Consider the following 13,708-nt stretch of genomic DNA (forward strand, 5'->3'; position numbering starts at 1 on the left):
GATCAACGGTGGCTGCGGGCTCCGCGAATATCCTTGACCAGCAGGAAGAGGTGCCGCGGATCCGTCGGCGACGGCACGAAGCCGAAATGTCGATAGAAGGATGCCGCCGCTTCGTCCTTCGCGTGAACGGCCAATGCCCGGGCACCAATCAGGTCGATAGCCTGTAGAGCGCGGTCGAGAGCATCTCGCAGCAAGCTCGCGCCGAGCCCCTTGCCTTGCAGCCGGGTATGAACGGCCAACCGGGCCAGGATCAGCAGCGGGATCGGATGCCGCGGCATGCCTTTCACGATACGGTCCGGCGCGTTCGCGTGCTGAACCTCGCCGGCGATCAGTGTGTGGAAGCCGACCACCTCCGCACTCTCCAGCGCGACATAGGTCCGCGCGGAGTTCGCCGCCTGCGCTTGAAGAGCATGCCGTATCAGGAAACGGTCCAGGGCTGGATGACCGCAGGTGAAGCCGTCGACGATGTGGTCACGTCGCAACGGTTCTATCCGGAAGCCCGTCACGGTTCGTCGTCAGTGCCGCGATCGAACATCGTGGGCTCGCGAAACAGGCGCTGAAGCCGTTCGAGCGTGCGGGGCGGCGCATCGAGAGCTTCCACGAAACGGTGCCAATCCGCGTCTTCGAGCGTGAAAACGCGGCGATCGGCCAAACGCTCCTCTGCCTCCCGCAAAGCCGAGTCTAGAACGAACTCGCTCACGCTTTTATGTGCAGCCTCGGCCGCGGCCTGAAGCGTCCGCTTCGCGGCCGACGTCAGACGAAGGTCAAGCTTCTCACTCTGAGCAGCTCTTTGGGCCATCGCGCACTCCTGATTCAAGGATATCGCGCGATGCCCGACATTGTCACGACAATCTTACGAGCGTCACGGCGCCGGGAACACCGCCTCCGTATACCCGGACGCCCAGTACGCCACGAGGCCGAGCCACTCGCGCACCGCGATGTCGACCTCGAACAGGCCGTCCCCCGCCGTGGCGTGGATCGAGTTCCTTCGGGGTGCGGTCCGATAATCGACCGGATAGGCCGTGACCGTGTAGCCGGCGCGGCGGAAGCAGCCCATCGCCCGCGGCATGTGCCAGGCCGAGGTGACGAGGAGCCAGCGCTCGCCGGGCTTGGGCTTCGCCAGTTCGGCGCTGAAAACGGCGTTCTCGTGGGTGTTGCGGGACTTCTCGTCGTAGGTGATCCGCTCCGGCGCCACGCCGAGGGAGGCGGCGTGACGGCGCAGGATCCGCGATTCGGACACGCCGCCGTCGCCGGTGAGGCGGCCGGACCCGCCGGCGAAGACGAGCGTGGCCTGCGGGTAGCGCCGGGCGAGGTCGCCGAGCGCGACCAGGCGCTCGCCGGCCTCGTTGAGCAGCATCTGGCCGCGGGTCGCCGACAGCCCGGTCTCGATGCCGCCGCCGAGCACCACGATGCCGGCGACCGGCGCGCCGTCGTCGCGGAACGCCGGGAACCGCTCCTCGAGCGGCCGGAAGGCGAAGGAGCCCAGCGGGGAGAGGCCGCCGACCAGGAGGGCGAGGCCGGCGGCGGCCACGAGGCAAAGGCCGAGGCGCCGCCAGCGCAGGGCCAAGCCTGCCCCGGCCAGAACCAGGAGCAGGAGCAGGTTCGAAGGCGCCGTGAGGAACCACAGCACCTTCGAGAGCACGAAGAACACCGGCGAGATCCGGTCGTCTGTGTCGGGATCAGGCCTTGCCGGTCTCCGCCTCGTAGCGGGCCTTGGTCTCGGCGTTCGGCGGGTAGAGGCCCGGCAGGGCCAGGCCCTTGTCGACCTCGCGCATGATCCAGAGCTCGAGGCGCTCCTGCTCGACGGCGGCGAGCGCCACCTCCTCGGCGAGCGCCGCCGGGATCAGCACCGCGCCGTCGCCGTCCGCCACCACGATATCGTCGGGATAGACCGCGACACCGCCGCAGCCGACCGGCTCGCCCCAGCCGACGAAGGTCAGGCCGGCCACCGAGGCCGGGGCCGCGACGCCGGAGCACCAGACCGGCAGGCCGGTGCCCTCGACGCCCTCGCCGTCGCGCACGACGCCGTCGGTGATCAGCGCCGCGACGCCGCGCTTCTTCATCCGGGCGCACAGGATGTCGCCGAAGATGCCGGCATCCTGCACCCCCATCGCGTCGACCACCGCGATGCAGCCCTCGGGCATCGCCTCGATCGCCGCGCGGGTCGAGGTCGGGCTAGACCAGGATTCGGGGGTCGCCAGGTCCTCGCGGGCCGGCACGAAGCGGAGCGTGAAGGCCGGGCCGACCACCCGCTGCCCGGCGGCGAAGCGCGGCATCGGTCCGCGCATGTAGCAGCGGCGGATGCCCTTCTTCAGGAGCACCGTGGTGAGGGTGGCGGTGGTGACGGCCTGCAGGGCGTCGAGGAGCGTCTTGTCGAGCGGCATCGGGCCTTCGGGAGCGTGAAGTGTCGGACGGATCGAGACCTAGCCGATCCGGGGCGAGGCGGCCACGCCGTCAGCGCATGGCCCGAACTGCGCCAAGCTTACCGGCTCAGCTCAACGGCGGCAGCGCCGCCGCCGCGGCGGGCCGGACGCGGATGCGCTCGTACCAGGACCGCAGCGCCGGCCGCTCGACGCGCGGCACGTCGAGATGGAGCCAGCGATGGGTGGCTGCGCCGAGCGCGATGTCGGCCGCGGTGAACCGGTCCCCGACCGCGTAAGGACGGCCCATCAGGTGCGCGTCGAGGATCGCCGCGCATTCCTCGGAGGCCGCGACCGAGCGGTCGATGACCGACTGGTCGCGCTGCTCCGGCGGGGTGCGCACGGTCTGCCAGAACGCGTCCCGGGTCGAGGGCGTGAAGCGCGTCGCCTGCCAGTCGAGCCATTGGTCGGCGAGGGCGGCCGCCCGCGGATCCTCCGGCCACAGGGTGCCGAGACCCTGCGTGCTGGCGAGATAGCGCAGGATCGCGTTCGATTCCCACAGGACGAAGCCGTCCTCCTCCATCACCGGCACGAGGCCGTTGGGGTTGAGCGCCAGATAGTCCGGCTCGCGCACCCGCCCGAAGGCGCCGCCGGCCTCGACCCGCTCGTAGGGGAGCCCCAGCTCCTCCAGTCCCCACACCGCCTTCTGCACGTTGACGGAGCTCAACCGTCCCCAGAGCCTGCGCATGGCGTGTCCTCCTCCTTGGGTGGGTAGGCGTGTGTTCCGCCCTCCGGGTCCGTGACGGTCCAGCCCGCGGGTCCCCCCGCCAGGTAGCCCGGGCCCACCGGCACCTTGCCGTATCCGCCCGGGATGTCGAGGACGTAGGTCGGCTGCGCCAGCCCCGAGACCCGGCCGCGCAACGAGCGCATCAGGTCCTGGCCGTGATCGAGGGTGGTGCGCAGGTGGCCGGTGCCCGGGGCGAGGTCGCCGTGATGCAGGTAGTAGGGCTTGATCCGGTTCTCGACGAAGGCCCGCATCAAGGCCGCCAGCGTCTCGGGGTCGTCGTTGATCCCGGCCAGCAGCACCGACTGGCTCACCATCGGGATCCCGGCATCGACGAGCCGCGCGATGGCGGCCCGGGCGGCCTCGGAGAATTCGCGCGGGTGGTTGGCGTGGAGCGCCACGAACACCGCGCCCTCGAAGCGCTTCAGCGCCGCGACCAGATCCGCGTCGACCCTGGCCGGATCGACCACCGGCACGCGGGTGTGCAGGCGCAGCACCCGCACGTGCGGGATTTTCTGCAAGGCGGCGGCGATGCGGCCGAGACGCCGGGGCGAGAGCACCAGCGGATCGCCCCCGGTGACCACCACCTCCCAGATCTCCGGGTGGCCGGCGATGTAGGCCAGAGCGGCGTCGAGCTCGGATTCCGTGAGGCTGCCCTGCCCTTCCGGTCCCACCACCTCGCGGCGGAAGCAGAAGCGGCAATAGACCGGGCAGACATGGAGCGGCTTCAGGAGCACCCGGTCGGGATAGCGGTGGACGATGCCGGGGACGGGCGCATGGGCCTCGTCGCCGATCGGGTCCGCCCGCTCCTCGGGAGCGGTGACCAGCTCCTCCTCCCGCGGGACGAACTGGCGGCCGATGCCGTCCTCCGCGTCGGCGATCAGCTCGGCCACCTCCGGGGTGATCGAGACCGCGTAGCGCGCCGCCACCCGTTCGAGGACCGGCAGCCGCTGCGCCGGCACCAGGCCGCGGCTTACGAGATCGCCCGCGGTGCGGATCGGCCGGCTCACCGGGAATACTCGGCAACGGGAGTCCAGAGCACATCCTCGATCCGCCGCGCCCCGGTCGCCAGCATGACGAGCCGGTCGAAGCCGAGCGCGATGCCGCTCGCCTCCGGCATCTGCGCGAGGGCGCTCAAGAAGTCCTCGTCGAGGGGATAGCGCTCGCCGTAGACGCGCTCCTTCTCGTCCATCTCGGCGGCGAAGCGCCGGCGCTGCTCGTCGGCGTCCGTCAACTCGCCGAAGGCGTTGGCGAGCTCGACGCCGCAGCAATAGAGCTCGAACCGCTCCGCCACCCGCGGATCGGCGGGGCTCGGCCGGGCGAGGGCCGCCTCGGGGATCGGGTATTCGCACAGGATCGTCGCCCGGCCGCGGCCGAGGGCCGGCTCGACCCGCTCGACCATGACCCGGCTGAACAGGTCGGCCCAGGTGTCGTCGGGCGCGGTGCGGATGCCGGCCCCGGCCAGGGCGGCGGCGAACCCGGCCCGGTCGGTGCCCGCATCCGGGGCCACCGTCGCCAGGAGGTCGATGCCGGCAAAGCGCCGGAAGGCCTCCGCCACGGTGAGCCGCTCCGGCTCGGCGAACGGGTCGGCCTCGATCCCGCGCCACGTGAAGACGTTTGCCCCGGCCGTCTCGGCGGCGAGGCTCAGGGCGGCGGCGCAGTCGCGCATCAGGCTGTCGTAGGTCTCCCCGGCCCGGTACCATTCGAGCATGGTGAATTCCGGGTGGTGCAGCGCGCCGCGCTCGCGGTTGCGGTAGACGGGCCCCAGGCTGAACAGCCGCGCCTCGCCCGCCGCCAGCAGCTTCTTGCAGGCGAATTCCGGCGAGGTGTGGAGATAGAGCGGGTGCGTCGCCCCGTCCGGCCCGATCGCCGTGGTGGCGAAGGCCGAGAGATGCGCCTCGTTGCCGGGCGAGACCTGGAGGATCGCGGCGTCGACCTCGACGAAGTCCCGGGCCGAGAACCACGCCCGCAAGGACGCGGCGATGCGGTTGCGGGCGAGGAGCCGCGGCCGGCGGTCGGCATGGACGTGGGGGGCCCACCAGGGCGAGGCGGAGGTCATCGGGTCGGTATCATCGGGTGGCGGGCGACTGGCGGTCGCGCCTGAGATGCGATAGGGCGGGCCGAAGGCATCCTCTGCCGGCGCGGCGCGCGACGCCCGCGGCTTGGCGGACGCCGCCGCTCTCTGTCAACGCTTCCAGTCCAGGATTCGCCCCGTGCCGAAGGTCATCGCCAGCTCTCTCCGCAAAGGCAACGTCGTCGACAAGGACGGCCGGCTCTACGTGATTCTCTCCGCCGAGAACATCCATCCCGGCAAGGGCACCCCGGTCACCCAGCTCGACATGCGCCGGATCACCGACGGCGTGAAGGTCTCGGAGCGCTACCGCACCACCGAGCAGGTCGAGCGCGCCTATGTCGAGGACCGGGAGCACACCTTCCTGTACAGCGACGGCGAGGGGTTCCACTTCATGAACCCGGAATCCTACGAGCAGCTCGCCGTGCCGGAGGACGTGATCGGCGACATGGCCCCCTATCTGCAGGAGGGCATGGCGGTGATGCTCTCGACCCATAACGGCGTGCCGCTGGCGCTCGAGCTGCCCCAGCGCGTCACCCTCGAGGTGACGGATACCGAGCCGGTGACCAAGGGCCAGACCGCCTCCTCGTCCTACAAGCCCGCCACGCTCTCGAACGGCGTGCGCACCCTGGTGCCGCCGCATATCGGCACCGGCACCCGCATCGTCGTCATGACGGCCGACGGCTCCTACGTCGAGCGCGCCAAGGACTGATGGACGCGGCGGGGGCTCAACCCCCGCCCGCCTCCCGGAAGCAGGCCCGCGACACCGCGATCGCCCGGGCCTGCTCCTCGCCCGTGTACTCGCCGCCGGCCCGCCACAGGCCCTCAGCCCGCAGGCGCACCAGCACGCAGCGCGCCGCCACCCGACAGGACGCCCCGCTGCCGCCGGCCTCGGCGCAGTTCGCCCGGTACTCGCGCAGGAACTGCGCCTCTCCCGCCCGCGGATGCGGCCCGGTCAGCGCCGCGACCCCGTAGAGCAGCCCGAGCAGCACGGGCTGGTGCACGAGGTAGACGGCGAGGCTGTGCCGCCCGGCGAAGGCGGCGAGCCGCCCGACCCGGCCCCGCGGTTCGCAAGCGCCGATGCGCGAGGCAGCAAGGCGCGGCAGGACCAGACGGCCGAGCCCGACGCCCGCCAGCACGAAGCCGAACCACGGAAACAACGGCACGTAGTCGTTCGTCGTCGGCACGGTGTCGCCGAGCCCGAGAAAATAAAGCGCTGGCGCGTCGAGGGGCGGCGGAGACCCCGCGAGCGCCGCCAGCGCGGGTCCGGCGACGACGAGGGCGGCGGCGAGCCCGACGACGGGCAGCGGCGCGCGCAGCGCCGGCAGCGCCAGCACGCTCGACAGGGCGATGCAGTGCAGGATGCCGAAGAAGATCCACGCCCCGGGAAACAGGACGAAGGTGGCGAGCGAGATCGCGGCCGCCGCCAGGGCGATGCGCCCGAGCCGCGCCAGGTAGGGACGCCACCAGCCTGCCTTTCGGCCCCGCGCCAGGACGAGGCTCACCCCGACGAGGACCAGGAAGCTGCCGGCGATGCCGTGCGCCGCCGCCCGCCCGGGCGGCGACAGGGCGGCGTTCTCGGGCGTCAGCCGCAGGAAGCCGAGGTCCCAGGTCAGGTGGTAGAGCGCCATCGCCAGGAGCGCGGTGCCGCGGGCGAGATCGATGACGGCGAGGCGCCGGGGCGGCGCGGCGGAAGGAGGTGGGGTCTGAATCGCGGCGATCTCCGGGGCGGCGGACGGATGCCCTCATAGCCGAGCCCGACGCTCCTGCCCGTCCCTGCGGCCAAAACGCGCAGGATCTGGGACGGCGCCGTCTTTCGAGACGCAATCCGCGCGCGCGTCCCCGGATGCCTGCCTCCCGGGATTGCAGAATGGACACGCCCGAGGCGAATCCGGCGAGGACATCACCCCTCCGGCGTCTCAACTCGGCCGATTTGGGCTTCCCCGAAGTCATGACTTTGTTAATCTGCCGGTGAAGCGCGCGACGCGATTCGAGTGGGTTGCTTACGATGTCGGACGAGTTCGGTTCAGGCCCCGCCTGGGAACGGCCGGTGGGCGCGTTCGGAGAGGGCGCGCGCGACACCCGGCCTGGGCTCGACGCGGCGGTGGAACGGCCGACCGAACTCGTCGAGGTCAGCGGCCGCATCAAGTGGTTCGACGTCGCGAAGGGCTTCGGCTTCATCGTGCCGGATAGCGGCGCGCCCGACGTGCTGCTCCACGTCACCTGCCTGCGCCGCGACGGCCACCAGAGCGCCAGCGAGGGCGCCCGGATCGTGGTCGAGGCGGTGGAGCGCCCGCGCGGCTGGCAGGCCTTCCGGGTGGTGTCCCTCGACCAGTCGACCGCGACCCACCCGGCCGAGCTGCCGATGCCGCGCACCCACGTCACGGTGGTGCCGACCAGCGGGCTCGAGACCGCGGTGGTGAAGTGGTTCAACCGCCTGCGCGGCTTCGGCTTCCTCAGCCGCGGCGACGGCACGCCGGACATCTTCGTCCACATGGAGACCCTGCGGCGCTACGGCATCGCCGAGCTCAAGCCCGGCGAGCACGTCATGGTCCGCTACGGCGACGGCTCGAAGGGTTTGATGGCCGCCGAGGTGCGCCTCCTGTCCGAGGCGAGCGCGGGATCGGGACCGCCCTCCTCCCACTGAGGCGAGCGGGCGCGCCGCAGATTTTCGATTCGCCCGCGTTTCCGGCGGCGACGACCCATCCCCTTTGCCGCAGACTACGCTAGCTCAGCCTCATGTCGCTCCGCTTCGCACGGCCCAGAGCCGCCCGTCTCCTGGCCATCCCGCCGCGCCGGCTCCTCGCCGCGCTCGTCTTCCTGCTCCTGCCCACGGCGGTCCTCGCCGACGGCCCGTTCGAGCCGCTGACCATCGCCTCGCGCTCCGGTCGCCACACCTTCCAGGTCGAGGTGATGCGCGACGATGCCGGGCGGGCTCAGGGGCTGATGTTCCGCCGCGCCATGGCGCCGGATCGCGGCATGCTGTTCGATTTCGAGCGCACCGAGCCGGTCGCGATGTGGATGAAGAACACCTACCTGCCGCTCGACATGCTGTTCATCCGCGCCGACGGCACGGTGGCGCGCATCGCCGCCGACACCGAGCCGCTCTCGACCCGCACCATCCCGTCCGGCGAGCCGGTGCTCGGCGTGCTCGAGCTCAATGCCGGCACCGCCGCGCGCCTCGGCCTTCACCCGGGCGACAGGGTCGAGCACCCGCTGTTCCGCGGGCGCTAGAGCATTTTCCGACGAAGTGGACACCGGTTCGTCGAAGAAAATGCGCCAAAAAATCTTGGAGCACCATTCGATTGCAACGCGATCGGATGGCGCTCTGAACGGATCCGGCGGCGCGCCGCCGGAGGTCGCTTAGAAGCCGCGGTTCGAGATGCTGGGGATCGACGGCTGGGTGAACATGCGGTTCACGTCGGGCCGGCGCTGGGTCCCGTTGGTGTCGTTCGAGCGCACGTAGTTCTTGCTGTCGAAGCTCTCGGACAGGCCGGTGCCGCGCGAATCGCCGGCGCTGGTGCAGGCGGCGGCGAGGCCGACGAGGGCGAGCGAAGCGGCGACGCGAAGGAGACGCATGAGGGGTCCTGATGTCCGGGCCGCTCGAATCGGGGGATTCTCGGCACTCACGTCCCGCCGGGGTGCCCGGCTCCCGCCCGCCCGTCAAGGCGCCGACGGTCCCCGCGGCGGCAAACCCCCTCGCCTGTGCCCCCCGGGCCGCGCTCCGCGGAATGTGTGGAGGGCTGCGATTCTCCGGCTGGCGGAGTCCCGGGCTTTGCGCGAGAGTCCGGGCCGATGAGCAACGTCGTTCCCCTGCTGCGCCCGCGCCCGGCGCCCGATGCCGCCGCCCGCGCCACCGCGTCGGTCGTCTCCGACCTGGTGACGATCGCCGAGCAGCTGCACGATATCGGCGCCCGCGCCGCCGCCCTCGGCCGGCCGCGCGGTGAAGCCGAGCGCACGGTGCAGATGGTGCTGGACGCCGTCACGTCGATCGAGCGGGCGCTCGACACGATCACGGATGGCGGGGATTACGTGCCGTTCTGAAGGGATTTTCCCTCGTCATCGACAGACCGTTGTACACCCTCTTCGTCGTCCCGGGGCGAGGCTTGCCGAGAACCCGGGATCCATAACCGCTGACGTTGAAGGGAGAGGCGGTCATCGCTCCGCTTCATCCTGAACGGTCAGCGGTCATGGATCCCGGGTTCCGCGGCGCGGCCCCGGGATGACGCGGAGGGCGCTATTGGCGTGTGCGGCTCGGATCAGACGTAGCCTGCTCGACGTGACGGCTCCTACGCCCCCACGTCGAGCACGCTGCGGAACACCGCGCCGTAATGGCAGGCCGCCGCCGCCAGCACGAAGCCGTGCCAGATCGCGTTCTGGAACGGCAATTGCCGCCAGACGTGGAAGATCACCCCGAGCGAGTAGAGCAGGCCGCCGGCGGCGAGCAGCCACAGGGCGCCCGGAGACAGGGCGGCGATGACCGATTCGTACGCCATCAGCCCGCTCCAGCCGAGCGCCAGGTAGAGGGCGATCGCCAGGCGGTCGAAGCGGCCGGGCAGGGTCAGCTTCACCACGGCGCCCGCCGCCGCCACGAGCCAGATCCCGGCGAGCAGCCCGAAGGCGAAGCCGTCCGTGCCGACGAGCGTCACGAGCGGCGTGTAGGTGCCGGCGATCATCAGGAAGATGGTGGCATGGTCGGCCCGGCGCAGGCGCCATTTCAGCCGGCCGACCGGGCACATGTTGTAGGCGGCCGAGGTGCCGAGCATCGCCACGAGGCCGGCGGCGTAGACCGCGACCGCGACCTTCTCGGAGGGCGCGAGGCTCGTGAGCGCGGCGCTGATGGTCAGCGCCAGGGCGCCGATCACGCCGAGGCTCACCCCGACCACGTGGACCACGCCGTCCGCCAGCAATTCCCGCGGCGTGTAGGTCCAGACAAGACTCAACGGCCGGCCGTCCGGGGCGAAGCGGGCGGTGCTTGAGGAAGCGTCCAGTGAAGACTCCTGCACAGACATCGGGCCTCCGTGCCTCGGGTCCGGGAGAGAGCCCCCGGTTGATCGAGGTTAAAGCGGAAGCATGAACGTGGGACGAACGTTCCCGCGACACTCAGACCGCGCGCGCGACGGCGGGAGCGGGCGCAGGCGCGCGGCAGAGCCGGGCATGCGCGCTCGCCATCCCCAGCACCAGCATGGCGGCGACCTGGTGGGCGAGCGCCGCCCAGAGCGGCACCACCAGGAGCAGCGTGACGATGCCGAGCGTCGCCTGCGCGGCGACGAGGCCGGCGAGGGCCGTCGCCCGCCGCGCCGCGCCGGTGCCGGGCATCAGGCGCCGCGCGTCGAGGGCATGGAGCAAGGCGAGGATCAGCAACGCGTAGGCGGTCAACCGGTGGTTGAACTGCACCAGCGCGACGTTATCCACGAAATTCTCGATCCAGGGCGTGCCGGCAAACAGACCCCCGGGGGTGAGCCCGCCATCCATCAGCGGCCAGGTGTTGTAGGTCAGCCCCGCCTTCGAGCCGGCGACGAGGCCGCCGAGCGCGATCTGCACCAGCACTAGGATCATCAACGCGAGCGCGGTGCGGGAGAGCCGGGCCGGCACCGCCTCGTCGCGGCGGCGGTCGAGACCGGAGGCGATCCAGACGAGGCCGGCATAGATCGCGCTCGCCAGCGTCAGGTGCAGGGCGAGCTTGACCGGCGCCACGGCCGTCATGCCCGGCTGGAGACCCGACGCGACCATGATCCAGCCCACCGCCCCCTGCAGCCCGCCGAACACGCCGAGGCCGAGGAGGCTGGCGCCCAAGCGCCGGTCGATCTGCCCGCGCCACCAGAAGACGAGCAGCGGCAGGAAGAAGGCGAGGCCGATGACGCGGCCGAGCAGCCGGTGGCCCCATTCCCAACCATAGATGAACTGGAACTCGGACAGGCTCATGCCCTGGTTCAGCAGCTTGTATTGCGGCGTCGCCTGGTACTTGGCGAATTCCTGGGCCCAGGCCTCGGCCGAGAGCGGCGGGATGGCGCCGGTGACCGGCTTCCACTCGGTGATCGACAGGCCGGAGCCGGTGAGCCGCGTCGCGCCCCCGACCGCCACCATCGCCACCACCAGGGCGGCCATGACGAAGAGCCAGGTCCGCACGGCGCGGCGGGACCGGGGCGCCGCGGCGACGGGTGCCGCGGACGGGGCGAGGCTGATCGAGGAGGTGCTGCTCATACGCGCCCGATTAACGGGCACCGGCGCTCCCGCGCAACGTCCTGCGGTGCCGCACCGGGCCTTGGGAATCCTACAAGCGCCGGCACGGCCCGGTCCCCTCTCCGCCGGGGACGCAAAAATTCCTGTACCGGCACACCACCTGTCCCAATTGACAGACAGCTACCTGTCTTCATAATCGGACAGGTAAGCGCTGACAGACTCCTCGGGGGTCGCCGTCGGCCCTACGCCTAGCAAGCCACGAGCCAGGGCTGGCCCCGTGACCTCCGCGATCGAACCGCACAAGGCGCGCCGGCTCTACCTGCTGCTGCGCGACCAGATCACCAGCGGCCGTCTGCCCCCCGGGGCGCGGCTGCCCGGCGAGCCGGCGCTCGCCGCCGAGCATGGCCTGGCCCGGGTGACCGTCCGGCGCGCCCTCGATCTCCTCGCCGGCGAGGGGCTGGTGCGGCGCAGGCCCGGGTCCGGGACCTTCGTGCAGGGGCCCGAGGGCCCCCGGCCGGTGGTCGGCGACCTGCCGAACCTGCTCTCCGGCCTGATCGCCATGGGGCGCGCCACCGGCGTGCGCCTCCTGTCCTTCGAGTACGTCGCGGCGCCCGCCGCCATCGCCGAGGCGCTGCTGCTGGAACCCGGCGAGCGGGTGCAGCGCTCGGTGCGCGTGCGGCTGATCGACGGCCAGCCCTTCTCCTACCTCACCACCCACGTCCCCGAGCGGGTCGGCCTGTCCTACTCGGAGGCCGACCTCGCGGCGACGCCGCTCCTCGAACTGATGGAGCGCTCCGGCGTCACCGCCGACCGGGCGACGCAGGCGATCGGCGCGACGCTCGCCGGCCCGGAGGTGGCGCAGGCCCTCGACCTCGAGGTCGGCTCGGCGCTGATCGACCTGACCCGGGTGGTGTTCGACCCCTCCGGCCGCGGCGTCGAGCACCTCCACGCGCTCTACCGGCCGGACCGCTACGCCTTCCAGATGGACCTCCTGCGCACGGGTGATGCCGGCGAGCGCCGCTGGACACCCGCCGCGCCGCGTCCGGTCAAGCCCGAGACCCGTCCCCGCCCCGCCCACAGGAGGCCCGCCCCGTGACCTCGATCTTCGTTCCGTCCCGCCGCGCTGTCCTGCGCACCGGCCTCGCGGCGACCTCGCTCATGGCGATGCCGGCGATCCTGCGGGCGCAAGGGTCGTCCGTGAAGCTCGGTATCATCCAGCCGGTGACCGGTGCGCTCGCCAATGACGGCGACCTCGGCAAGCTCGGCGCCGAACTCGCGGTGCAGGACATCAACGCCGCCGGCGGCCTGAAAGCACTCGGCGGCGCCAAGCTCGAGATCGTCTTCGCCGACAGCCGCTCGAACCCCGAGACGGCGGCCCAGGAGACCGAGCGCCTGAACGGCGAGGGCGTCGCGGCGATCGTCGGCGGCTTCGGCAGCGGGCTCTGCGCGACCGCGAGCCAGGCCGCCTCGCGCTACGACCTGCCCTACCTGATCGATGTCGGCGTCGCCGACCAGCTGACCCAGCGCGGGCTGAAGAACACCTTCCGGTTCTCGCCGAGCTTCGGCATGGTGACGAAGAGCGCGCTGGAGCGCCTCGTCGCGCTCAACGACGCCGCCGGCAAGCCGGCCCGCACGGTGGTGATCGTGCACGAGGACGGGCTGTTCGGCTCCGGCCTCGCGAAGCTCCTTCAGGCGGAACTGCCGAAGCTCGGCTTCCAGATCCTCGAGACCGTGTCGCATCCGAGCCCGGCCCGCGACATGGCGAACGTGGTGCTGCGCATCCGCTCGCTCCAGCCGGACCTCGTCATCCCGTCGAACTACTATGGTGAGTTCGTGCTGCTGGCCCGCACGATGCAGCAGCAGCGCGTCCGTCCGAAGGGCATCTACGCGATCCTCGGCGGCGGCGCCTCCTCGTTGCGCTTCGTGAAGGAATTCCCGCAGGCGGCCGAGGGCGTGATGGATTGCAACCACTGGCCCGATCCGAAGAATCCGCTGACGGCGGAGCTGCGCAAGCGCACCGAGGCCGCGGGCCGCGCCTTCGCCTACAACGTGCCGATGAACTACTCCGCCGTGCGGCTGATGGCCGAGGCGATCGAGAAGGCCGGCGCGCCCGACCGGCTCAAGATCATCGAGGCCCTGTCGACCCAGAGTTTTTCCAGCGGCGTGATGCCCTACGGCCAGTCGAAATTCGCGAACGGCCAGAACACCGGCGCGCTCCCGCTCAACACCCAGGTCCAGGGCGGCGACGTCAAGGTGATCGCGCCCGACGCCTTCGCCGAGGCGAAGGCCAACTTCCCGCTCAAGGCGTGA

The 13,708-nt window shown here is 71.4% G+C and carries 17 protein-coding genes; 6 read left to right on the forward strand and 11 right to left on the reverse strand.

The window, feature by feature from the left end:
• Positions 1-2: 2 nt before the first annotated feature.
• From DK412_RS05620 to epmA, 7 genes are all read right to left on the reverse strand, one after another.
• Complete coding sequence (locus tag DK412_RS05620; protein ID WP_245447444.1) at positions 3-482, reverse strand: GNAT family N-acetyltransferase; 480 nt, start codon at positions 480-482, stop codon at positions 3-5.
• A gap of 20 nt (positions 483-502) precedes the next feature.
• Entirely contained in the window at positions 503-799 is a 297-nt protein-coding gene (locus tag DK412_RS05625; protein ID WP_109971148.1) for a DUF1778 domain-containing protein, read from the reverse strand.
• A gap of 63 nt (positions 800-862) precedes the next feature.
• Positions 863-1,651, reverse strand: a complete 789-nt coding sequence (locus DK412_RS05630) for a YdcF family protein (protein ID WP_109971149.1) — start codon at positions 1,649-1,651, stop codon at positions 863-865.
• 28 nt (positions 1,652-1,679) lie between these two features.
• The gene (locus DK412_RS05635; protein ID WP_093566379.1) at positions 1,680-2,384 is read right to left on the reverse strand and encodes a ribonuclease activity regulator RraA; all 705 of its coding nucleotides are present in this window, start codon (positions 2,382-2,384) and stop codon (positions 1,680-1,682) included.
• A 106-nt stretch (positions 2,385-2,490) separates the two neighbouring features.
• Positions 2,491-3,108, reverse strand: coding sequence for a glutathione S-transferase family protein (locus DK412_RS05640; protein ID WP_109971150.1), 618 nt, complete (start codon positions 3,106-3,108; stop codon positions 2,491-2,493).
• Positions 3,084-4,154 (reverse strand): lysine-2,3-aminomutase-like protein, encoded by a 1,071-nt coding sequence (locus tag DK412_RS05645; protein WP_109971151.1) that lies wholly within the window; start codon positions 4,152-4,154, stop codon positions 3,084-3,086. Before DK412_RS05645 ends, DK412_RS05640 begins: the two co-directional genes overlap by 25 nt.
• Positions 4,151-5,203: an EF-P lysine aminoacylase EpmA gene (gene epmA, locus DK412_RS05650; RefSeq protein ID WP_109971152.1), complete on the reverse strand. Its 1,053-nt coding sequence runs from the start codon at positions 5,201-5,203 to the stop codon at positions 4,151-4,153. The genes DK412_RS05645 and epmA overlap by 4 nt, the downstream gene beginning before the upstream one ends.
• A 154-nt stretch (positions 5,204-5,357) precedes the next feature.
• On the opposite strand from epmA, the gene efp reads away from it, so the two are divergent.
• Positions 5,358-5,927, forward strand: coding sequence for an elongation factor P (gene efp / locus DK412_RS05655; protein WP_048427843.1), 570 nt, complete (start codon positions 5,358-5,360; stop codon positions 5,925-5,927).
• A 16-nt stretch (positions 5,928-5,943) separates the two neighbouring features.
• Here efp and DK412_RS05660 read toward each other — a convergent pair whose 3' ends face one another.
• Entirely contained in the window at positions 5,944-6,927 is a 984-nt protein-coding gene (locus tag DK412_RS05660) for a heparan-alpha-glucosaminide N-acetyltransferase (RefSeq protein ID WP_280953987.1), read from the reverse strand.
• Between the two features lie 296 nt (positions 6,928-7,223).
• Between DK412_RS05660 and DK412_RS05665 the strand changes: the two genes are divergently transcribed.
• Complete coding sequence (locus DK412_RS05665) at positions 7,224-7,862, forward strand: cold-shock protein (RefSeq protein WP_109971154.1); 639 nt, start codon at positions 7,224-7,226, stop codon at positions 7,860-7,862.
• A gap of 92 nt (positions 7,863-7,954) precedes the next feature.
• Complete coding sequence (locus DK412_RS05670; RefSeq protein WP_109971155.1) at positions 7,955-8,449, forward strand: DUF192 domain-containing protein; 495 nt, start codon at positions 7,955-7,957, stop codon at positions 8,447-8,449.
• A gap of 129 nt (positions 8,450-8,578) precedes the next feature.
• On the opposite strand, the gene DK412_RS05675 is transcribed toward DK412_RS05670, so the two are convergent.
• Entirely contained in the window at positions 8,579-8,794 is a 216-nt protein-coding gene (locus tag DK412_RS05675) for a hypothetical protein (protein WP_109971156.1), read from the reverse strand.
• 216 nt (positions 8,795-9,010) lie between these two features.
• On the opposite strand from DK412_RS05675, the gene DK412_RS05680 reads away from it, so the two are divergent.
• On the forward strand, positions 9,011-9,259 hold the full coding sequence (locus DK412_RS05680) for a hypothetical protein (protein ID WP_109971157.1): 249 nt from the start codon (positions 9,011-9,013) through the stop codon (positions 9,257-9,259).
• Positions 9,260-9,504: 245 nt separating this feature from the next.
• On the opposite strand, the gene DK412_RS05685 is transcribed toward DK412_RS05680, so the two are convergent.
• Together DK412_RS05685 and DK412_RS05690 are read right to left on the reverse strand one after the other, a co-directional pair.
• Positions 9,505-10,227 (reverse strand): hemolysin III family protein, encoded by a 723-nt coding sequence (locus DK412_RS05685; RefSeq protein ID WP_109971158.1) that lies wholly within the window; start codon positions 10,225-10,227, stop codon positions 9,505-9,507.
• Between the two features lie 91 nt (positions 10,228-10,318).
• A complete protein-coding gene (locus DK412_RS05690) occupies positions 10,319-11,419 on the reverse strand; it encodes a COX15/CtaA family protein (RefSeq protein ID WP_109971159.1) in 1,101 nt (366 codons plus the stop codon).
• Between the two features lie 256 nt (positions 11,420-11,675).
• Here DK412_RS05690 and DK412_RS05695 point away from each other — a divergent pair, with 256 nt between their 5' ends.
• Together DK412_RS05695 and DK412_RS05700 are read left to right on the forward strand one after the other, a co-directional pair.
• Positions 11,676-12,494: a GntR family transcriptional regulator gene (locus DK412_RS05695; RefSeq protein ID WP_109971160.1), complete on the forward strand. Its 819-nt coding sequence runs from the start codon at positions 11,676-11,678 to the stop codon at positions 12,492-12,494.
• Between the two features lie 5 nt (positions 12,495-12,499).
• Entirely contained in the window at positions 12,500-13,708 is a 1,209-nt protein-coding gene (locus DK412_RS05700; RefSeq protein ID WP_245447709.1) for an ABC transporter substrate-binding protein, read from the forward strand.

This window comes from Methylobacterium sp. 17Sr1-1 (genome assembly GCF_003173775.1).
Lineage (GTDB): Bacteria > Pseudomonadota > Alphaproteobacteria > Rhizobiales > Beijerinckiaceae > Methylobacterium.

Coding starts and splice junctions, on each gene's coding strand:
- DK412_RS05625 (WP_109971148.1), bottom strand. CDS start 799: ATGGCCCAAAGAGCTGCTCAGAGTGAGAAGCTTGACCTTCGTCTGACG.
- DK412_RS05635 (WP_093566379.1), bottom strand. CDS start 2,384: ATGCCGCTCGACAAGACGCTCCTCGACGCCCTGCAGGCCGTCACCACC.
- DK412_RS05640 (WP_109971150.1), bottom strand. CDS start 3,108: ATGCGCAGGCTCTGGGGACGGTTGAGCTCCGTCAACGTGCAGAAGGCG.
- epmA (WP_109971152.1), bottom strand. CDS start 5,203: ATGACCTCCGCCTCGCCCTGGTGGGCCCCCCACGTCCATGCCGACCGC.
- DK412_RS05665 (WP_109971154.1), top strand. CDS start 7,224: ATGTCGGACGAGTTCGGTTCAGGCCCCGCCTGGGAACGGCCGGTGGGC.
- DK412_RS05670 (WP_109971155.1), top strand. CDS start 7,955: ATGTCGCTCCGCTTCGCACGGCCCAGAGCCGCCCGTCTCCTGGCCATC.
- DK412_RS05675 (WP_109971156.1), bottom strand. CDS start 8,794: ATGCGTCTCCTTCGCGTCGCCGCTTCGCTCGCCCTCGTCGGCCTCGCC.
- DK412_RS05680 (WP_109971157.1), top strand. CDS start 9,011: ATGAGCAACGTCGTTCCCCTGCTGCGCCCGCGCCCGGCGCCCGATGCC.
- DK412_RS05685 (WP_109971158.1), bottom strand. CDS start 10,227: ATGTCTGTGCAGGAGTCTTCACTGGACGCTTCCTCAAGCACCGCCCGC.
- DK412_RS05690 (WP_109971159.1), bottom strand. CDS start 11,419: ATGAGCAGCACCTCCTCGATCAGCCTCGCCCCGTCCGCGGCACCCGTC.